Raw genomic sequence first — 20801 nt, forward strand, 5'->3', positions numbered from 1 at the left:
TACAATAAATATTATAATTATCGGTAAATCAATAGAATGTGTTATTGTGTCATAAAATATTTATACATCGCCATTTATTTGTATGCTATTTTTTAAATAAAAATTTCTAATATTGGTTGTAATTTTAGAAATACGCCATTATGAATAAAATAGTTTCTACATTTTTTCTGTTCATTTATCTCTTTACAGACAGCGGAGATTCTGTGGAGGCGGCTGAACTGCCACGTTTTTTCCAACCGCAGTCATTCAGTTACATCAGCGATATTATTCCTGCGGCGGATAACGGATTTACCGTTCTTGGTTATTTTAAAAATGCACCTACTGATTTATATGTGCCGCAGGTGGTGAAGTTTGACCAGCGCGGTGAAGTGCAATGGCAAAAAAGATTCGAGAACCTTCCCCTGCTTGATTTTTCGGCTGTGGATGAAGGGGGTGTTTACAGAACACCCGATAACGGTTATCTGCTCGTGAATACCTATCCGTCTCCTACCAATAACGGTCGCTATGGTATCATTCGAAAATACAACGCCAGCTTTGATTCTGTTTATACGGTCTTTACCGGCACGGATAGTATCGGATTGGATGAAACCTTTTTAAATGGTTGGAATTTAGCTGTCAATAAGATTGTCCCGACTGCTGACGGAGGATTTGCCATCGCAGGCAGCAATCTCGCAGACTGCTACAACAAAGGATATATACTGGCAAAATATTCTTCTGCCGGCGGATTGGTATGGAAAGAGAAAACACCGCTAACCAATGGCTGTGTGCAGTTCCGGTATGATGCAGCCGTTTCATCCGACGCGAATAATGGCGGCTTCCTTTTCGGGATTGCCAATCGAGAGATGGTGGCGCTGAATGTATACAAAGGTATTTACAATATCGTTCGAAAAAATCCCGGCGGAGGTTCTGCCTGGCTCAATACCATCACCACCGATTATGATGTAAGCCAGGTGGCGAATAAGAATGTACTGCTTACACAAAAACAACTGTCTGACGGCAGGTATAAGTTATTGACACTTTATGATGTAAGCGGCGGCAACTATACAGGCGGGACCTTCTTACAGTACACGCTTTCTTCAGATTCCGGCAAAGTGGTGCAAACCGATACCTTCAATTTCATATTGCCGATGGCCGGGTCGGAAAACCTGAGAAAGGTGATAATCGACAAAGACGAGAACATTATCATACTGGGTCAGAAATCCATCAGCAAACTTGACAACAAAGGAAGAATCATCTGGCAGCGTGCCCCATTCGATGAATTGCGAATCTATGACAATCCTTCTACCAAATATCACCTGACCTGTTATGCGGAAGCACCGGAAGGCAATTATATCGTCGCCGGAAACGGCACACAGACGACGAACAACAACAACAGCACAGTAGCCTTGTTTTATATATCAGCAGACGGAAGGATGCGCACAAAAATTATTTACGGAGGTGTTTTTGCAGATATTGACAATAACTGCATGTTCACCGCCAATGAAAGAGGTTATCAGAACCTTGTAGTAAAAGCGGAAAAGTACAACCAGACCTTTTATACCCTCACGGACAGTGCAGGACTTTATAACCTGCCTGTAGATACAGGTATTTATAATGTTTCCGTTCAGCTGCCGAACAGTTTGTTCTGGAGACGATGCCAGCCGTCTTATGCCGTCAACCTGACTTCCACCAACCCATCCATTAATGTGAACCTGCCGATTCAGCCTACACAAAACTGCCCTTTTCTGAATGTGGAGGTTTCTACGCCTTATTTAAGGAAATGTTTTCCGAATACCTATGGAGTCTATTATTGCAACAACGGCAATGATACCGCTTACGATGCCTACATCACCATTGATTTCGATTCGGATCTACAGGTGAACGGCTCATCACTTCCCTGGAGCAATGTCATCGGAACTAAATACCGCTTTGATATAGGAAAGATTGCCCCGCAGGCATGCGGAAGTTTTACCGTCAACGCAACGGTAAATTGTGCCGCACCCGACGGCAAGACACATTGCGTGACGGCGCACATTTATCCGGATGCAGTGTGTATGCCGGATAACGACTTGTGGGATGGCTCCAATATTGTGGTGGAAGGAACCTGCATAGGAGACTCGGCGGTATTTAGAATAAAGAATGTTGGAACAGGCAACATGGTCTCGCCAAGGAAATACATTGTCATTGAAGGCGATTTTCTGAGAGTGGCTCCGCAAAATTATCAGTTAAATGCCAACGACAGTTTAGAGATTCGTTTGGCGGTCAATGGCCGTACGGTTCGCGTGGAGGCATTTCAGGATCCGAACTTCCCGTATCCGAGCTACCCGGCGGTTGTCATAGAAGGATGCAACGGAACCATCGACAGCGCAGGTTTAGTGAATCAATTTCCGCAGGACGACAGAGTCGCTGCAATATCCACCTCCTGCCTGCAAAACAGGAGCTCGTACGACCCGAATGAAAAATCGGCGCAACCCGTCGGATACCAGGACCGGCACATAGTCAGCAAGGAAACCGAGATAAAATATACACTCCATTTCCAGAATACCGGCACGGACACCGCTTTCTCAATCGTCTTGTTAGATACCATTTCGACAGCTATGGATATGACGACACTGGTGATGGGGGCTTCCTCTCACCCATATACGTATGCTGTTTTTGGCGGAAATATAGTGCAGATTAATTTCACTGATATCCGACTGCCGGATTCATCCGTCAACAGCCATGCATCCAACGGATTTGTTACCTTTCATCTGCTGCCGAAAGCGTCCACCCCCAAAGGAACGCTGGTAGAGAACAGGGCTCATATTTATTTTGACTACAATGCTCCATTGAGTACCAATCTAGTATACCATACGATAGATTCCATCCAGCTGAGAGTGACGGCCGTCGTAACCAATAAAAGCGTTCTGTCAGAAGTGATGGTGTATCCGAATCCGTTTTCGGACAAGGCTGTTATTCAGTTGAAATCATTTCAGCCGCTGCAGGATATCGTTATGAAGGTATATGATGTTTCAGGCAGGATGGTCCAAAACAGAAGTGTCACATCCCGTGTTGAATTGGATGGCATTGATTTTGTGAATGGTATGTATTTGCTGCAGTTTGTGACAGGAAATGAAATTATCGCCACGGCAAAACTAATACGGCAGTAGTCAGTTCAGTTTCCTCCCTTTCCATTTATATTGAAGGATATTTCCGAATGTCCCGACGAAAGGAATGTACCAGATATGCAGCAACTCGGAAGTAAAAAAAGATTTCATCAGATCCTGCCGCCTGAAGAAGGTAGAAGCGGATTTCAGAAAATAATAATCGATGATGGTTTTGCAGATGATCTGAAAGATGGTCATCAGTAACAATATCAGTGCCGGCAGGAAATTTAAGAATCCTTCCAGTGTCCTGTCGGGAAAAATGGAGGAGTAAATCAGTTTGCCTATAAAATAAAGGGCATTCACCCAGATACTGAGAACGAACAGATAAACCAACCCTAAAATGGCTGTTATCCTTTTATCCTGATACGACCTGGATTTGGACGTCCAGCGGAAACGCTGCTGCAGAAATTCACTTAAGGTTTCAGTGGGTTTCGTATACACCACCGCCAGTTTGTCTTTCAGGAATTTTACCTGCTCGGGATACTGCTGTGCTATTTTGTAAACAAGGAGCATATCATCACCGCTGGCTTTCTTATCAATATCCTGATAGCCGTTTACTTTCAGGAACGCTTCCTTTTCGTAGGCTAAATTGGCACCATTCGCCATGTTGAACATACCCATGCTGAGCGAAGCACCCGTGATGACCTGCATACCGCAAAAGTCCAATGCCTGAAATTGCTGGAATCGGCCGCCGACACCATAGAAGCAGACAGGGGCTGCGATTAATTTACCATTTTCTTTTTCATAAAAAGCGGCGATATGCTGCAGCCAGGTCTTTTGTACCCGGCAGTCTGCATCGGTGGTGATAATCAGGGTGCCGGTCGCTGATTTTACCGCTGCCTCAATCGCTCTTTTCTTATAGGCAGTTTCTGTTCCGTTTACCTCCGTTAACACGGATAACTTTAGCGTTTTGAAATGGGGGTGACGTTTGGCAAACGTGGAACTGATGGCATAGGTCTCATCGTCCGAATGGTCGTCTATGACAATCACTTCGAATAATTCGGCCGGATAGTTTTGTTCGGAAATATCATGCAGGATATTGAAAATGTTTTTCGCCTCATTGCGTGCCGGTATGATGATGGAAATCGTGACGGACCCGGTTGCCGGCTGCTCTCCGGTTTCTTGTATATCTTCCCATTCATTTTTGTATGCCCAAATTATGCTGACATAAAAGATGGTAAGCGCGAATGATATGAGCAGGGAATATAGCAGCAAGCCGGTTTACTTTTTTGGGGCAGATAATAACTCTTTAAATTTAATCAATCTATTCTGTAATGTATCTTCTTTTTTTTGCACCGGTCAGCCAGTCGATATATTCTTTGCGGTGCGTGTAGGACATCTTATCAAAAATGAATTTTAATTCTTTTTCCTTCCTGAAAAAAACTTCCAGGAGTAGGCGTGTTTCCAGTATCCGTTCTTCGGTATCCTCCTGTATCTGCACCCGCACGGAATCGCCCGCATCCTTTCCCAGTTGTGCCCACAGCGATCAAACCAGACCTTCACTTCCTTCCAGTTTCTGCCAATGTCTTTTGCACATAGCATTCAATGGGGATATAGGTGTTCGGCATCCAATGGTCCTGTTGAAGGATCTCAAATTGTACCTGAATAGATTTGCCATTATTACCAAAGATTTTTGTGAATTTAGTTCGTTGCCTCAAATAAAAAGTTTTAGAATTTGTCCGTTTTGCTATCAAAGAACGCGTCCCAAAGCCACACCGAAAGCCTTCACTAACATGATATCCCTTTACTGCACATTTACTTTAAACTATAAGGAACTATCGGATAAATTGCGGGAGTTAGAGCAGAAATATAACCAGCAGTTTTCAGATGTTTACGAAGCATTACAATACCTGACTGAGGAAAAGGAACAAACCGTTGCGCAACGGGAAAGGAAACGAATAGGATTTAAGACATAGTTTCAATACCCGCATACTCATTCAGCACTTCCTCCAGTATGGAAAGGATTTCGTCTTTATTATGGGTCGTTACTAATCTCGCCCGGTAGGGTTTGATATTCGGCAATCCTTTCAGGTAATTGGCATAATGCTGCCGCATTTCTAGAATGCCCAGGGCTTCCCCTTTCCATTCGATGGACTTCAGAAGATGTGTTTTGATAATCGATACTTTTTCTTCGATACCCGGCTCCTCTGTCAATTTACCTTCGAATAAAAATGCTTTTACCTGATTAAAAATCCAGGGGGAGCCGATGGCTGCCCGTCCGATCATGATGCCGTCCACGCCGTATCGGTTTTTGTATTCCCGGGCTTTTTGCGGGGAGTCGATATCGCCGTTTCCGAAAATCGGGATATGCATTCTGGGATTATTTTTCACCTCCGCCATCAGCGTCCAGTCGGCCTCGCCTTTGTACATCTGCTTGCGGGTACGGCCGTGTATGCTCAGTGCCTGAATACCGATATCCTGTAATCGTTCGGCAACTTCCACAATATTTTTCGTTTGTTCATCCCAGCCCAAGCGTGTCTTAATGGTGACGGGAAGATTCGTTGCTTTCACCACCTGTTCCGTCAGACGTACCATCTTGGGAATATCCTGCAAGATTCCGGCTCCCGCCATCTTACAGACCACCTTATTGACCGGGCAGCCATAATTAATATCAATCAAATCGGGCTGAGCCTGCTCTACGATACGGGCGCTTTCCACCATAGCGTCTTCTTCCCCGCCGAAAATCTGGATGCCAATGGGGCGTTCATAGTCGTAAATGTCCAGCTTCTGCATGCTTTTTGCCGCATGCCGGATTAACCCTTCGGAAGAGATGAACTCCGTGTACATCAGATCCGCTCCGTATTTCTTACAGACATAACGGAAAGGCGGATCGCTCACATCCTCCATCGGTGCCAGTAACAGCGGAAATTCGCCTAATGATATGTTGCCGATTCTTACCACAGTGGGTCTATTGTCAGTTTGTGATAGTCAATTGTTTTTCAGCCATTGACTATCGGCCATCGTCTGAATTGCTATCTTTATACAAAGATACGACTTATGCCAGAAAATTCGACGGGAGATGATTTAAACTCAGTATTAATTCCTCAGCAGCTGGGAATTAATAAATACGGTGAAGGCATGCAGCTGCTGATCTGGATGGGGGTTTTCTTTGGCTGTTTCATCCTGGCGCAAACAATCAGCGGTATCATCATCCTGAGTCATTACAAACAGGCTTCCATACAGGTCATCATCTCGGATACCGGAGATTTGAATGTGTTGCGTGTGGCGCAGATGCTCGCCTCTCTTCTTGGCTTCCTGCTTCCGGCATGGCTGTTCAGTAAGCTGAAATCCCAAAATGTCTTTTCTTATTCAAATGCCGATATACGATTTCATCCGTTGTATTTATTATTGATTCCGGCGTTGATATTCACTTTTTATCCCATCATTGATGTGTCCTTTTATGTCAATAAGATCATGCCCTGGAATAACTGGATGAAGGACTCTCAGAAAGAATACAAGGCTATCGTGGATGCCTTGCTCGCCGACAAATCCATTTTTGTGTTTGCACTTAACTTTATGACGATAGCTGTTTTGCCGGCAATCTGTGAAGAGTGGATATTCAGGGGTACCTTACAGAAATTGCTTTCAGAGCGACAGAATATTCATGTTGCTGTATTCATGTCATCCGTTTTGTTCAGTCTGGTACATGCGGAATTTTCGGGATTCCTGCCACGCATCATTTTAGGGATGCTGCTGGGATATTTATTTTATTATTCCGGTAGTTTATGGCTGAATGTCTTTGCACATTTAGTCAATAACGGCACACAGGTAATCCTGATGTACCTGAATAATCTGGAAATTTACAAGACGGATTTAGACAACCCTGAAATGCCACAAATCTGGGAGGTTATCGTATATACCATAGCATTTATGGTATTATGGTATGTGTTTTATCGTTCTTCCCAAAGAAATAAAAAGAGTAACTTTGTCACAGTAGATTAGCAGTATAACATAACGGCATGGGTGATATAACGACGCGGGTAATAACAGGTATCTTCTTTCTGATAGTAATGATCGGAGGTGTAATCTGGAATGAATATTCTTTTCTGGTATTGTTTTCTCTGCTAATCATTCTCTGTATCAGCGAATATCACAATATCATTCATGATTTGCTGTCATCTTCCGAGAAATGGAAGATGACATATAAACTCATCAACACGATTTTCAGTGTTCTGATATTCGGTATTGTTTTTTTAGTGGCAAGTAAGAAAATAACGCTGATATCCCTGTCCTTGATTTGCGGCTTTCCGCTCACCTGGCTGGTGATTGAAATGTATACGAAGAGTGAGCGCCCCTTTTATAACGTATGCCTGAATTCTATGGCTATTTTTTATCTGGCCATCCCTTTGTCTTCCGCCTCCCTGTTGGCCTTTTATGCAGGCGAATACAGCTGGCATTATTTGCTGGCGATCATGGTGTTTGCGTGGAGTAATGATTCTTTTGCCTACCTGTTCGGACGTTTCTTCGGTAAACATAAATTATTTGAACGCATCTCTCCCAAAAAAACCTGGGAAGGATTCTTCGGTGGTATGGCCGGTGCGGTGTTGTTTGCTTATATCGTCTACTTGCTTTTTCCGGTGTGGACGGGCTACAAGGTAGAGTTGATAACCTACATTATTCTGGCCGTCATCACCAGCGTTACCAGCACCTATGGTGATTTGGCGGAAAGTATGATTAAGCGCAATCTGCAGATCAAAGATTCCGGGTCGGCGTTGCCCGGACACGGAGGATTTCTCGACCGCTTTGACGGCCTGATCTTTTCCCTGCCGGCTTGTGCCCTGTACCTGACCTTCTTTTTATAAAAAAACCAACCCTGCGGGTTGGCTCTAAAAAAAATCTTCGTCAAATAATTATACCGAGACAGCCTTTTCGCCTATCATCTTTCTGAGGTTTAATAAGGCATAGCGCATCCTGCCCAACGCCGTATTGATATTCGTGCCTGTCATTTCAGCGATTTCCTTGAAACTTAAATCGGCATAGTGGCGCAGGATCAGCACTTCTTTCTGGTCGGCGGGCAGCTTTTCAACCAGCTCCTTCACCGTTTTGGAGGTTTGCTGTTTGATGATCTCATCTTCCCGGCTTTCATCCGCAAACCGCAACACGTTCAGGATATCTTTCCCGTCGCTGTCCACAATAATAGGCATGCGTTTTATCCTTCGGAAGTGGTCCATGCAAAGATTGTTGGCAATCATCATCACCCAAGGCAGGAATTTACCTTCTTCGTTGTATTTTCCATTTCTCAGGCTGTCGATGACTTTGAAAAAAGTGTCCTGGAAAATATCTTCTGATAAGGCCCTGTCTTTGACACGCATCAAAATGAACGAAAAAATCTTTCGCTGGTGTTTATTCAATAATAAGTTGAGTGAATTTTCATCCCCGTTTATATATCTTTGGATGAGTTCGTTGTCGGTTTGAACAATAGGGTACATGGTGTCAAGTTTTTGCTTGTTAAACAATTTGCGGATGTCATGTAGATATTGTTCAATAGGTTATTGTGTTAGGTGGGTTAACTATTACCAAGATTAATAAACAAAAACGATTTAAGTATTGTCATTAACAGTATTTAACGCAAAAAGCATACCAATTCATGCCTAAAATCAAAAATATAACGATAAACAGGGATTCAAAAATTCAGATTAAGGGTGCACGTACGCACAATCTAAAAAACATTGATGTAGAAATTCCGCGCAATCAGCTGGTGGTGGTTACAGGTGTTTCCGGTTCCGGAAAGTCATCACTGACTATCGACACCTTGTATGCTGAAGGCCAAAGACGGTATGTCGAATCGTTATCATCGTATGCAAGGCAGTTCATGAACCGGATGGATAAACCCGATGTCGATTATATCAAAGGTCTTTCTCCGGCCATTGCCATCGAACAAAAAACAACGACGGGAACTACGAGAAGTACCGTTGGAACCCTTACGGAAATCTATGATTATTTGCGTTTACTGTATGCAAAAATCGGTAAGACCTATTCGCCCGTTTCCGGCAAATTGGTGCAAAAGCAAGAGGTAACGGATGTGATGGATTATATCAAAACCCTGGATGCTGACACCAAGATTCAGATACTGTCTCCACTAAAGGAAATCACCAAAAATAAATTAGAAACACTTTTGCAGGATGGCATTCAACGATTGCTGGTTAATGGAGAAGTAATTAGATTAGAAGACTTAGATGTAACCCTAACCCAAAAAAGGGGAAAAGAAAGCGGTAAGTCCCTTTCAGGGGATAAGGGGGTTTATATACTGATTGACAGGGTGACCGCGGAGCCATCGGAAGACAACCTGTACCGCATCGCCGATTCGGTGAATCTTGCCTTTTCCGAGAGTGACGGTTTTTGTGTACTCGATATACCCGGCAAACATAAGAAAGCATTCAGCAACCGGTTTGAACTGGATGGCATTCAGTTTGAAACGCCCTCTTCCCAGTTTTTCAATTTCAATTCTCCGTATGGCGCCTGCGCCAAATGCGAAGGATTCGGAACCATTCTCGGCATCGACCATGATTTAGTTATTCCGAACAAAAACTTATCTGTCTATGAAGATGCGGTCGTTTGCTGGAAAGGAGAGGTGATGAGCTGGTGGAAAAAACAACTCATCAAAGGGGCACCCAAATGTGATTTTCCGATACACAAACCTGTAGCGGAATTAACTAAAGAACAGTATAAAATGCTTTGGGACGGGAGTGCCCATTTTCAGGGCATCCGCGATTTTTTCAAGGATGTGGAATCGCAGACCTATAAGATTCAGTACCGAGTGATGCTGGCGAAATACCGCGGACGTACCGCCTGCGACCAGTGTGGCGGCACGCGCCTGCGTCCTGACGCGGAATATGTGAAAGTGGGCGATAAATCTCTCGGAGATTTATTACAGATGACGATTAAAGGGTTGCACGAACATTTCGTGCAGTTAAATACAGATAAGCACGATGCACAAATCGCTTCTCGTATTTTGCTGGAAATAAACAACCGCCTGCAATTCATGGTGGATGTAGGCCTGGAGTATCTTTCCCTGAGCCGCTTTTCCAATACGCTGTCCGGCGGTGAATCGCAGCGCATCAACCTGACCAGAACATTAGGAAGTAATTTAACGGGTTCCCTGTATATTTTAGATGAACCCAGCGTGGGCCTGCACCCGCACGATACCGGAAAGCTGATCAATATCTTAAGGTATCTGCGCGATCTGGGAAATACCGTGATTGTGGTGGAACACGAAGAGGAAGCCATCCGTGCAGCGGATTACCTGATTGATGTCGGACCTTTTGCCGGTACCCTCGGCGGCGAAATTGTATTTGCCGGGAACAGTGCGGATATCCTGAAAAATCCGAACAGTTTAACGACACAATACCTTACAGGAAAACTGAAAATCGAAGTGCCGAAGCAGCGACGGAAGCCGATTAATTTCATAGAGATAAAAGGCGCGAAACAAAACAACCTGAAAGGCATTGATGTAAAAATTCCGTTGAAAGCGTTGTCGGTCATCACAGGCGTTTCCGGTTCGGGAAAAACAACACTCATCAAACAAATCCTGTATCCGTATTTAAAGATACAACTGGAAGGATTTGGCGGCAAGCCGGGTTTGTTCAGGGAAATCACCGGCTATAAGAACAAGATAAAGAAGATTGAGTTTGTCGACCAGAATCCGATAGGCAGGAGTTCGCGCAGTAATCCGGTGACCTACATCAAAGCCTACGACGCGATACGCGATTTGTTTTCCGTGCAATCGCTTTCAAAAATCCGCGGATACCAGGCGAAACATTTTTCGTTTAACGTGGAAGGCGGCCGCTGCGATGCCTGCGAAGGCGAAGGTGAACAGGTGGTAGAAATGCAGTTTCTGGCGGACGTGCATCTGGTGTGTGAGGTGTGCAACGGTAAACGTTTCAAACAGGAAATCCTGGAAGTGAATTACAACGGGAAAAATATTGCTGATGTGCTGGATTTAACGGTCGATGAAGCCATCGAATTCTTTAAGGAAAAGAAAGACGTGGTGAATAGGTTAAAACCGCTGCAGGATGTAGGCTTGGGCTATGTGCATCTCGGGCAAAGCAGTTCCACACTAAGTGGTGGCGAAGCGCAGCGCGTGAAGCTCGCGTCTTTCCTTACCAAAGGCGGCATGAAAGATCCGGTGCTGTTTATTTTTGATGAGCCGACGACGGGGTTGCATTTTCACGACATCAATAAACTGTTGAAAGCCTTTAATGCATTGATTGAAATTGGACATACCGTTGTGGTAGTAGAACACAATATAGATGTCATAAAATGCGCAGATTGGATTATTGATTTAGGGCCAAAAGGCGGAGAAGAAGGAGGACATTTGGTATTTGAAGGCACCCCGGAGAACCTGGTAAAAAATAAAGAGAGTATTACGGGGATTTATTTGAAGGGAAAATTGAAGTAGTTGGAAAAAAACCTGAAAGCGTTTGTTTAGCTAAAGCCCGGCAAACGCTTTCAGGGTTACAACATGCGGCGAAGTCACAGACGTTCGCCGGGCGAAGAACAATACTTCGCTGATCCGGGGTTCTTACAGTGATGATAAATCACTTATTGAACTAATGAAAGTTCAGATATTATTTTAAATTTATAAACATCCTAACTATTGGAACTATTTATTTAGAATCGAGTTTTTCATGTTAGATATTTTAACGTAATTTACAACCTAATAGTATTCATGTCTGGCTACAAACAATCTTCTGAAACAGCTTTACATTTGTTCACGGACAAAGTTCCTGTAATTAAGGAGTATCATACCGTTGGAGATATAGAACAATTATTGCTGCTAAACAGCAAGTTTTTTGAGACGATAAATTATATTTATGTTGTTGACGATAACCAACACCTAAAGGGTGTTCTTTCCATCAAGGAAGTATTCAAGTCGAGTAAAGAGAAGTTTGCCAAAAATCTGATGCATAACAAACCTGTGTTTGTACACACAGAAACTGATCAGGAAGAGGTTGTTTATCTGGCAATAAAAAATAAAATTAAATCCATTCCTGTTGTTGATAAGCAGCAACGATTTCTCGGTGCTATTCCATCAGATATCATACTGGAAGTACTACACCATGAATCTACAGAGGATATTCTTCGAATGGGTGGAATCAGGACAAGCGGCTCGGTGGACGATATTTTCAGATTATCTGTGCTTCAATCTATTAAACATCGATTACCCTGGTTAATAGTTGGATTGCTGGGTGGTATTCTCACTTCAGTAATAGTGGACGGATTTGAATCCACCCTGTCTAAAAATCTGATTCTGGCAGCCTTTATTCCATTAATAGTATATATGGCAGATGCTGTAGGTACCCAAATGGAAGCCTTTATCATACGTGATCTGGCCTTCAACCCTGAACTGAAATTTCAGAGATATTTCTATCGTCAATTTATGATTGTGCTGATTACTGCTTTTATGATAAGTTCATTAACCTACATAGGTGTAGTGCTTATCTATTCAGAAGGTCATATTGCATCAATCGTATCATTGGCCTTATTTTGTGCTATCATGTCGTCTTTATTCTGCGGATTAATGATACCGTTTGTATTTAGTAAATTAAATCTTGATCCGGCCAATGCGAGCGGTCCGGTTGCAACCATTATTCAAGATATTGCCAGTGTAACTGTTTATTTTGCCATCGCCCATTTTTTGCTTTAAAAAGCGAAGCAATTAAATTCAGGAAGCAAGCGCTGCGAACTCCGGGGTAGAGCATGTGGCAGAGTCACAGATGTTCGCCGAGTGACGCGGAAGACTTCGCTTATCTTGATTCTCAAAAGTTATAAGTATATCCGGTTAATTTTTCTGAAACTTCCCATAATTTCTTAGCGACTTCTTTATCATAAGCATGCGGTAAAGCTTTTACCTTTCCGGGTTTTCCTTTCATCCCATTGAATCCTGTAGGACCAAAATAATCACCACCTTTCACATCAGTATCCAAAGCAGCCATTAAGGTAGGCAACGCTCCGTCTTTAGGCGGATGTGTGAAAAATGAAAATACGGGCATAAAAACGGTATAAAATAATTTTGGAATATACCGCCCGAGTTCTGTATTGGAAACACCCGGATGTGCCGAAACCGCTATGGTTCCGGATTGATGTGCGGCTAATCTTCGCTGCAACTCCTGAGCAAATAAAAGGCAGGCCAGTTTGCTTTGTCCGTAAGCGCCCATACGGGAATATGATTTTTCTGCATGCAGGTTTTCAAAATCAATGCGTCCCCTTTCATGGGCCTTGCTGCTTAAGGTGACGATTCTGGAATGAGGTGTCTGCATAATGGTTTTCAACAATAAACCGGTCAGTAGAAAATGACCGAAATAATTGGCTCCCATCTGGCTTTCAAAGCCATCTTCCGTTTTGGAAAACGGCGGAATCATGATCCCCGCATTATTAATCAGTAAGTCAAGTGTAGTGTATTTTTTTAAATAGGCATCCGCAAAAGCCCTTACGGAAGACAGCTTGCTCAAGTCGAGTTCCATGACTTCTACGGCAGCTCCTGCTGCCTGAGACAAAATTGCATTTTTTGCTTTTGAAGCTTTGTCAAGGTCGCGGCAAGCCAAAATAACAGTCATGTCTTTTTTCGCGAGCTCCAGCGCTGTTTCAAAACCAAGGCCGGTATTGGAACCTGTTACAATCGCTATTCTGCCTTTCTGGGATGGGATATTATTGATGTCAAACATGATTTGAATTGTTTATGCTAAATGTATAAAAATTAAAGTTAACAGAACAAATCTAAAGGGTATTTTATTACAGACAGTAGTTTGTTGGTTAAAAACCAACAAAGGCGAGGACTCTGCTGGGAAAGGATTTATTTAAAGGAGAAGTTGAAGTAGAATAGAAAACCCTGAAAGCGTTTGCTTAGCTAAAGTCTGGCAAACGCTTTCAGGGTTACAGCATGCGGCAAAGTTAGCAAGCTGCAGACATTCCCGAGCGACGGGGAAGATTTCGCTGATATTGGGGTGTTTTTCTTCTTTTGTCAATTGTGATGGAATATATGCGAAATGAAGCAACAAGAATGAACTATTTATTAAATTAGCATTCTATTAAATTTGATAAGTATGTACTTCATATCTATAGATAATTACAAATCAGGCCCATTTACCTATGAGGAGATTGTTGAATTGCATCTAACTGATGATATGTTAGTTTGGAAAGATGGTTTGGAAGATTGGGTTAGTATTAAAGAACTTCCAGAACTGAAAAATTACTTAAATATGCAACCTCCAATGTTACCTCATGAGAGGGCAGAACTAGAAAAGCAAATAGTTTTAGATAATAGGTACGATGAGGCTATATCTTTTTTCAAAAGGAATATTTTACACATAATTTTAGTTGCATTTATAATATCCATTGTACATTTTGTAGGCTCATTCATAAACACCGGAACTCAGTTAGATAATTTATTTCCTGTATTCTTGACTGATGATGAAAGAAGGGCGCCTTTAACATATTACTTTCTTAATTCGGTGCCTGGGTCACTTTTGTTTAGCATACTTATCTTTCTTTCAATATCATTCTTGAAATATACAGGCGTGATTAAATAGTATCCCAGAAGTTTTTTATTTATTATGTATTATAGCGTAGTAAATTGATAATTAGATAGATGAACCCTATTGTTCAGTTGGTATGTAGTATTCAACAGTATATTCATTTATTTCAAATGAATTGTTTATTGGTAAATCAGTCATTGTGGTATTAATCCTATATTTTAATACAGGTTTATTTGTTTCAGCATCTAAAAATATATATTTAGATCCAATGTGTTTAACTTCTCTTCCCATATTAGCTTCAAGGGCTTCTTTAATTAATAGTTGGCTTAATTCATGTAGAATTCTTTTTGTCTCTTTCTCTGTGAACTCATTCTTTACAAAAGATTTCGTTTTAGTGTCGTTATTCATATTGTAATATATTAAAATGGGGAAAGAATATTTATTTCTCAGCAGAGTCTCTCGCAGAGGACTCTGAGTTTAGGAATCACTCCTCCTCACTCATCTCAAAGTCTTCCAGAAACTTAGTGGTGAAATTTCCTTTGCGGAAATCAGCATTGTCCATCAGTTGTAAGTGAAATGGGATGGTTGTTTTAATGCCGTCGATTTTCAATTCGTTCAGTGCGCGTTTCATGCGGTCAATCGCTTCCGTGCGCGTAGCGCCTTTCACAATCAGTTTCGCAATCATGGAATCGTAAAACGGCGGAATCACATAGCCGCTGTACACATGCGAATCGATGCGCACGCCATAACCGCCGCTCGGCTGGTAGTTCAAAATCTTTCCGGGACTCGGCTTAAAATTATCAAACGGATTTTCCGCATTGATGCGGCATTCCATTGCACAACCATTTGGGAAATATTCGGATTGCTCCAGTTTTTTTCCTGCCGCTAATTCAATTTGCAAGCGAATCAAATCTAACCCTATTACTTCTTCCGTCACCGGATGTTCCACCTGAATACGCGTATTCATTTCCATGAAATAAAATCCCTTGTGCTTGTCCACCAGAAACTCTATCGTGCCGACGCCTTCGTAGTTTATGGCTTTCACGGCTTTCTTCGCCGCATCGCCTAATTTTTTTCGCAGTGCATCATCCACAAACGGACTCGGACTTTCTTCCACCAGTTTCTGATGACGACGTTGAATGGAACAATCGCGTTCAGAAAAATGGGCGGCATTGCCGTATTGGTCGCCGGCCACCTGCACTTCAATGTGTCGCGGTTCTTCAATATATTTTTCGAGGTACATGCCCGCATTGCCAAACGCCGCGCCGGCTTCCGCCTGTGCATTGTGCAGGTTGGATTCGAATTCTTCCTCCTTCCAGACGATGCGCATGCCTTTGCCGCCGCCGCCGGCTGTAGCTTTTAAAATAACGGGATAGCCGATTTCTTTCGCCAGCATTTTACCTACGGTAACATCGGTAATAAGTCCTTCAGAGCCTGGAATCACAGGCACTTTGGCTTTGATCATCGTATCCTTAGCCGTGATTTTGTCGCCCATGGCATTAATCTGTGCCGGTGTTGGTCCGATGAATTTGATATTTTTTTCACTGCATAATTGTGCGAAGACGGAATTTTCCGCTAAAAAACCATAACCCGGATGAATGGCATCGGCTTTGGTGATTTCCGCCGCCATCAGGATGCTGTCCATTTTCAGATAGGAATCCTTGCTCGCCGGCGGACCGATACAGAAACTTTCGTCCGCAGTTTTTACATGCAAACTGTCTTTGTCTGCCGTGGAAAAAACGGCGACGGTTTTAATGCCCATTTCCTTACAGGTACGTATGATGCGCAGTGCAATTTCACCGCGGTTGGCTATGAGAATTTTCTGGAACATGGATTTTAATTAAATAATTAGCTAATTAGCTAATTCAAAAATTAATTTGGTTCTACCAAAAACAGCGGCTGGTCGTACTCGACAGCCTGTGCATTGTCGACGAGGACCTTTACCACTTTTCCGCTCACTTCACTTTGTATTTCATTGAACAGTTTCATCGCTTCGATGATGCAGAGCACATCGCCTTTCCTTACTTTATCGCCCACCTTTACAAATGGTTCTTTGCCTTCGCCCGCAGAGCGATAAAACGTGCCGATCATCGGAGCTTTGACAGTGGTAAAATTGCCGGATGGTGCATCCGTTGAACTTTCTTTTGCAGCAACAGCAGGAGTGCTTGTTTGAGCAGACGGTGCAGAAACGACAGGTGCAGCACTGCTTGTTTTTACATAATCTCTGTGGCGGATGGTGATTTTAGTATCACCTTCTTTAACCGTTATTTCACCCAGATTATGGTTGTTCAATAACTGGATGAGTTTCTTTATCTGTGCAATGTCCATGAATCAAATATAGAAAATTTGCTTGTCATTTTGACGGAAAGGGGAAATCTTTTTGAAGAATACGGATTCATTCAGAAGATTTCTAACGACACCCGGAATGACGGAAAAGCATAAAAAAACTCCGCCATAAGCGGAGCTGAGTATTTTGTCAGGAGCATATCTTACGCTTTTACACGTTCCATATAATCACCGGTTTCGGTATTTACCTTTATTTTATCGCCTACGTTGACGAACAAAGGTATCATCACTTTAGCCCCAGTAGAAACGGTACATGGACGGAGGGTGTTGGTGGCGGTATCGCCTTTGATACCCGGTTCCGCATACGTAACTTCTACAGTAACGGTAGAAGGTAATTCGCAGGTGAGCGGCAGTTCATCTTCCGCACGAACGGCGATTTTTACCATCATCCCTTCTGCAAGGAAGTCCGGCGCATTGATGATCTTTTCAGAAATCTGGATCTGTTCATAGGTCTCATTATTCATGAAATTGTACAAATCTCCTTCTTTATACAGGAATTGATATTCGCGGTGTTCCACACGAACCTCGTCAATTTTCACACCGGAAGGAAATGTATTGTCAACGACCTTTCCGTTGGTGATACTCTTTAATTTAGTACGAACAAATGCAGGGCCTTTGCCCGGTTTTACATGAAGGAACTCCACTATCTTATAAATGTCAGAGTTGAAGTTGATGCACATGCCATTGCGGATGTCTGATGTTGATGCCATAAGTTAGGTTTTAGCATGCAGTAAATTAGAACGCAGTAAATAACTGCTTACTGCCTACTTGCTGCTGTTTACTATTTAACGTATCCTTCAATCAGCACTTTTCCGTTGTAATATAAGTCATTACCGGAAACATAGGCTCTGTGTGACAAGTGGCTTTCTCCGGTCACCTTGCAGGTGATTACATTCGGAGTTTCCATTTTGTAGTGCGTACGTCTTTTGTCGCGTCTTGTTGTAGATTGTCTTCGCTTAGGATGTGCCATGATCTTTTAATTTAATTTGTCTTTTAATTTATCTAAACCCGCCCAACGGGGGTCTGTGGTATCGTCTGTTGTTTTTTGTTCTAAAATGCGCACAATTTCCTGGTCGCAGTATTTCGTTTTTCCCGGATTGTCACAAATCTTGTGAATCGGGATGGAGAGATGCACATAGTCGTATAAAAACTGTGTGATGTCTATGTTGGTGTCATCCTTGGCGATGTAGATAATTTCCGCATCTTCCTGTTCTTTCATGCTTTCGTCATAAACATATTTTACATACACGACGAACGAAGCATGAATGGACAGTGGAATGGATCCCGTACATCGGTCACATTCTCCCCAAACAGTACCGTCTAAATCCACTTCTATCGTATAAGGTTCCTGACGGTTATCAAATGTGATATTCACCTGAATGGAACACTTGCTGATGAGTGCATTATCGAAATTGGCAAAGAACTTTTCCGTTAATTCATAAGAAAACTCATGAATATCCTTTTTTAATCCGGCATGAGGAATTTTATATTCTTTGAATAAATCGGACATGCCTTGCCTGTTAGTAGATTTAAAAGGACTGCAAAAATACGGATTTATTTGAAAATTTTAAAATAAATTGAGCAGACACTGTATATTCTTAATCAACAGATTATCAGCAGTATATAAATTTTTGCCTTGACTCTATTATTATTTTTTCATTAAAGGAACGAATTTTAACTGAATCAGCTTCCTTCCTGTAAAGAATTGATTTTCAATAAAAAATTAGTAATGAACTTGATCAGACAGAACAATCAGGGTACCACCTGATAGATGGCACTCAGGTTTCTCCCGACACCGTCGTAATCCAGTCCATAGCCGACGACAAATAAATCCGGGATAATGAATCCGGCAATATCCACTTTCACCTCTTTCTGCAGATTCTGCGGTTTGAATAATAATGATACCAGCGTAATGGATCTAGGATGCTGTCCTTCGAGGTAATGTTTGAAGAAATCCATGGTCAGCCCGGAGTCCACAATATCTTCAATGATGATGATATCACGCCCGGTAATGACAGATTCCTTGAGCGGCAACGCCACGTTTATTTTTCCGGTAGACTGCATGCCCGCATACGAGGAGAGTTTGACAAACTCTATCTCGCAGGGATGATTAAATTTTTTCAGGATGTCGGAGGCGAACATAAATGCTCCGCGAAGGACAACCACAAATACGGGGTTCTTATCCCTGAATTTTTGAGACAGTTCATCCACAATGGATTCGATGCGTATTTGTATTTCTTCATCGGTGATATACTGATGGAAGAGTTTATCTTTAATGTGTATCGTTTGCACGTTAAGGCTGAATTTTTAATTGCTGCCCTAATTTAACGGTTTGTTCCGATAAATTATTCCATTCCATCAATTGCTGGATAGAAATTTTATACCGTTTGACAATGTTAAACATCGTATCGCCTTTGATGACCGTATGTATTCCGGTAGTGCTTTTAGGTAAATTGTCGTAATCAATCACCGCAGGATAAACGGTTGGCTCCACTCCCCTTTCGTAAACAGACACCGAGCGGCCAAGATTGTCGGGTAGCTGTATGGTTGGCGGAGGTATTTTGACAGCAGCCTCTTTTGCGGGTAAAGTATCATTGCCGGTTTTTTCCAGCAGTTTTGTGTCACTCTCCCACCCAAGAATCTTATTGCTGTCGATGACGGATTTTTCCGGTGTTTGTGCAGGAGGGTAGATGGTATCTCTGGCGCGGACTATAGTTTCTGTAACAGTAGGATTATCGGTATTTGCTGTATTGTATTTTAAGACCGTTGTAAAGGAACTTTCCTTTTTTGCACGTAAGGCCGGTTTTGCTTTCGCCTTCCCTTTCAGATAAATGGTTTCTTTGGGGGCCGGCTCTTCTCCTTCGGACAACTTATTTCGCCTTAACAATGCGGAGAGACGAACGCCTTTTTTCTGTGAGATGCTCCATAAGTTGTCATCCGTTTTTACTTTGTAAGTACCTTCTTTATTTTTCTTCTTCTTTTGCTGAATAAAGATTACCTGCCCTTCTTTTATCTGTGCGTCGTCCTTCAGATCATTGTATCTCAGTAAATCTTCTTTTTCAATACGCATTACATTTCCAATCAGCTCCAGTGTTTCTCCTTTATACAGTTTGACGCATTTTACCTTGTTGATTTTGTTGATTTTTTTGTTGACTTTCTTGTTGAAGTCAGGAGTAATGGCTGGAGCGGACTTAACGGGGGTTACAATCGGATTTTTTTTTTCTTCGACGGATGCTTTTGGGGCATCCGGGCTTACACTGTTGTTTTCTGTGAGTTTTTCGTCTGAAGCCAATTCGTTTGTAACGGGAGCCGTTGAGGGCTGCATATAGGAAGGATTCTCTCCTTTGTCAAAAGCGTACAATTCGAAATCCTCAATCGTTTTAATCAATATATCCGGATATTTTGGATTGGTGGCATAGCCTGCTTTTTTCAATCCGTAAGACCAGCCTTTGTAGTCGTTGATATCCAGTGCGAACAAACCATTATACCAGGTTCTTGACCGGAGGAAATCGGAGTGGTCTTTGTAGGAATCTTCGACCTTGTCATACACCCTGAAACATTCATTCGGTGCATCGTCTGTGTATTTAAAGGTTCTGCCTGTCCACTCATTCTTACATTTGATGCCGAAGTGGTTGTTGGTATTGGTAGAAAGGTAGCTGGTTCCGAAACTGCTCTCGTGTATACCCTGTGCCAGCGTGATGCTGGCGGGTATGCCGGCGCGTTTCATCTCGGAAATGGCGATGTCCTTATACTGCTGAATGTACGCAACGATAGCAGACGAGTCTTTTTTCTGTGCAGAGGCTGTTGCAGCGAACAGTAAGGAAAATAGTGTGAGTGTATGTTTCAGTTGTTTCAT

20 protein-coding genes are annotated in these 20801 nt (G+C 42.5%); 7 read left to right on the forward strand and 13 right to left on the reverse strand.

From position 1 onward, the window contains the following. The first annotated feature begins 140 nt into the window (after nucleotides 1-140). On the forward strand, nucleotides 141-3128 hold the full coding sequence (locus tag IPM95_11970; protein ID MBK9329990.1) for a T9SS type A sorting domain-containing protein: 2988 nt from the start codon (nucleotides 141-143) through the stop codon (nucleotides 3126-3128). Here IPM95_11970 and IPM95_11975 read toward each other — a convergent pair whose 3' ends face one another. Both IPM95_11975 and IPM95_11980 read right to left on the reverse strand, forming a co-directional pair. After that, a complete protein-coding gene (locus IPM95_11975) occupies nucleotides 3129-4340 on the reverse strand; it encodes a glycosyltransferase (protein ID MBK9329991.1) in 1212 nt (403 codons plus the stop codon). Between the two features lie 49 nt (nucleotides 4341-4389). Continuing rightward, nucleotides 4390-4566 (reverse strand): YdeI/OmpD-associated family protein, encoded by a 177-nt coding sequence (locus IPM95_11980; GenBank protein MBK9329992.1) that lies wholly within the window; start codon nucleotides 4564-4566, stop codon nucleotides 4390-4392. 292 nt (nucleotides 4567-4858) lie between these two features. On the opposite strand from IPM95_11980, the gene IPM95_11985 reads away from it, so the two are divergent. Continuing rightward, on the forward strand, nucleotides 4859-5041 hold the full coding sequence (locus IPM95_11985) for a hypothetical protein (protein MBK9329993.1): 183 nt from the start codon (nucleotides 4859-4861) through the stop codon (nucleotides 5039-5041). Here the strand turns inward: IPM95_11985 and dusB are convergent. Continuing rightward, nucleotides 5031-6026, reverse strand: a complete 996-nt coding sequence (gene dusB, locus IPM95_11990) for a tRNA dihydrouridine synthase DusB (protein ID MBK9329994.1) — start codon at nucleotides 6024-6026, stop codon at nucleotides 5031-5033. The genes IPM95_11985 and dusB overlap by 11 nt on opposite strands. A gap of 96 nt (nucleotides 6027-6122) precedes the next feature. On the opposite strand from dusB, the gene IPM95_11995 reads away from it, so the two are divergent. Both IPM95_11995 and IPM95_12000 read left to right on the forward strand, forming a co-directional pair. Beyond that, nucleotides 6123-7067 (forward strand): CPBP family intramembrane metalloprotease, encoded by a 945-nt coding sequence (locus IPM95_11995; GenBank protein MBK9329995.1) that lies wholly within the window; start codon nucleotides 6123-6125, stop codon nucleotides 7065-7067. A gap of 17 nt (nucleotides 7068-7084) precedes the next feature. After that, nucleotides 7085-7927: a phosphatidate cytidylyltransferase gene (locus IPM95_12000; GenBank protein MBK9329996.1), complete on the forward strand. Its 843-nt coding sequence runs from the start codon at nucleotides 7085-7087 to the stop codon at nucleotides 7925-7927. Between the two features lie 48 nt (nucleotides 7928-7975). Here the strand turns inward: IPM95_12000 and IPM95_12005 are convergent, their stop codons facing one another. After that, nucleotides 7976-8554 carry a sigma-70 family RNA polymerase sigma factor gene (locus IPM95_12005; GenBank protein MBK9329997.1) on the reverse strand — a complete coding sequence of 193 codons (579 nt, stop codon included), beginning with the start codon at nucleotides 8552-8554 and terminating at the stop codon, nucleotides 7976-7978. A 158-nt stretch (nucleotides 8555-8712) separates the two neighbouring features. Between IPM95_12005 and uvrA the strand changes: the two genes are divergently transcribed. Then, nucleotides 8713-11523, forward strand: coding sequence for an excinuclease ABC subunit UvrA (gene uvrA, locus IPM95_12010; protein ID MBK9329998.1), 2811 nt, complete (start codon nucleotides 8713-8715; stop codon nucleotides 11521-11523). Nucleotides 11524-11793: 270 nt separating this feature from the next. Beyond that, nucleotides 11794-12771: a magnesium transporter gene (locus IPM95_12015; GenBank protein ID MBK9329999.1), complete on the forward strand. Its 978-nt coding sequence runs from the start codon at nucleotides 11794-11796 to the stop codon at nucleotides 12769-12771. A gap of 112 nt (nucleotides 12772-12883) precedes the next feature. On the opposite strand, the gene IPM95_12020 is transcribed toward IPM95_12015, so the two are convergent. Continuing rightward, a complete protein-coding gene (locus tag IPM95_12020; GenBank protein MBK9330000.1) occupies nucleotides 12884-13789 on the reverse strand; it encodes an SDR family NAD(P)-dependent oxidoreductase in 906 nt (301 codons plus the stop codon). A 378-nt stretch (nucleotides 13790-14167) separates the two neighbouring features. On the opposite strand from IPM95_12020, the gene IPM95_12025 reads away from it, so the two are divergent. Beyond that, nucleotides 14168-14653, forward strand: coding sequence for a DUF4339 domain-containing protein (locus IPM95_12025; GenBank protein ID MBK9330001.1), 486 nt, complete (start codon nucleotides 14168-14170; stop codon nucleotides 14651-14653). Between the two features lie 66 nt (nucleotides 14654-14719). Here the strand turns inward: IPM95_12025 and IPM95_12030 are convergent, their stop codons facing one another. The 8 genes from IPM95_12030 to IPM95_12065 form a co-directional block, all read right to left on the reverse strand. After that, nucleotides 14720-15007 (reverse strand): hypothetical protein, encoded by a 288-nt coding sequence (locus IPM95_12030; GenBank protein MBK9330002.1) that lies wholly within the window; start codon nucleotides 15005-15007, stop codon nucleotides 14720-14722. A gap of 76 nt (nucleotides 15008-15083) precedes the next feature. Then, nucleotides 15084-16430 carry an acetyl-CoA carboxylase biotin carboxylase subunit gene (gene accC / locus IPM95_12035; protein MBK9330003.1) on the reverse strand — a complete coding sequence of 449 codons (1347 nt, stop codon included), beginning with the start codon at nucleotides 16428-16430 and terminating at the stop codon, nucleotides 15084-15086. 41 nt (nucleotides 16431-16471) lie between these two features. Continuing rightward, nucleotides 16472-16927 carry an acetyl-CoA carboxylase biotin carboxyl carrier protein gene (gene accB / locus IPM95_12040; protein ID MBK9330004.1) on the reverse strand — a complete coding sequence of 152 codons (456 nt, stop codon included), beginning with the start codon at nucleotides 16925-16927 and terminating at the stop codon, nucleotides 16472-16474. Nucleotides 16928-17088: 161 nt separating this feature from the next. Then, on the reverse strand, nucleotides 17089-17655 hold the full coding sequence (gene efp / locus IPM95_12045) for an elongation factor P (GenBank protein ID MBK9330005.1): 567 nt from the start codon (nucleotides 17653-17655) through the stop codon (nucleotides 17089-17091). A 71-nt stretch (nucleotides 17656-17726) separates the two neighbouring features. Then, complete coding sequence (gene rpmF, locus IPM95_12050; protein ID MBK9330006.1) at nucleotides 17727-17915, reverse strand: 50S ribosomal protein L32; 189 nt, start codon at nucleotides 17913-17915, stop codon at nucleotides 17727-17729. Between the two features lie 6 nt (nucleotides 17916-17921). Next, nucleotides 17922-18455, reverse strand: coding sequence for a DUF177 domain-containing protein (locus IPM95_12055; protein MBK9330007.1), 534 nt, complete (start codon nucleotides 18453-18455; stop codon nucleotides 17922-17924). A gap of 242 nt (nucleotides 18456-18697) precedes the next feature. Then, a complete protein-coding gene (gene hpt / locus IPM95_12060; protein ID MBK9330008.1) occupies nucleotides 18698-19237 on the reverse strand; it encodes a hypoxanthine phosphoribosyltransferase in 540 nt (179 codons plus the stop codon). A 1-nt stretch (nucleotide 19238) separates the two neighbouring features. Beyond that, on the reverse strand, nucleotides 19239-20801 hold the full coding sequence (locus tag IPM95_12065) for a LysM peptidoglycan-binding domain-containing protein (protein ID MBK9330009.1): 1563 nt from the start codon (nucleotides 20799-20801) through the stop codon (nucleotides 19239-19241).

The organism is Sphingobacteriales bacterium (genome assembly GCA_016719635.1).
Lineage (GTDB): Bacteria > Bacteroidota > Bacteroidia > Chitinophagales > JADIYW01 > JADJSS01.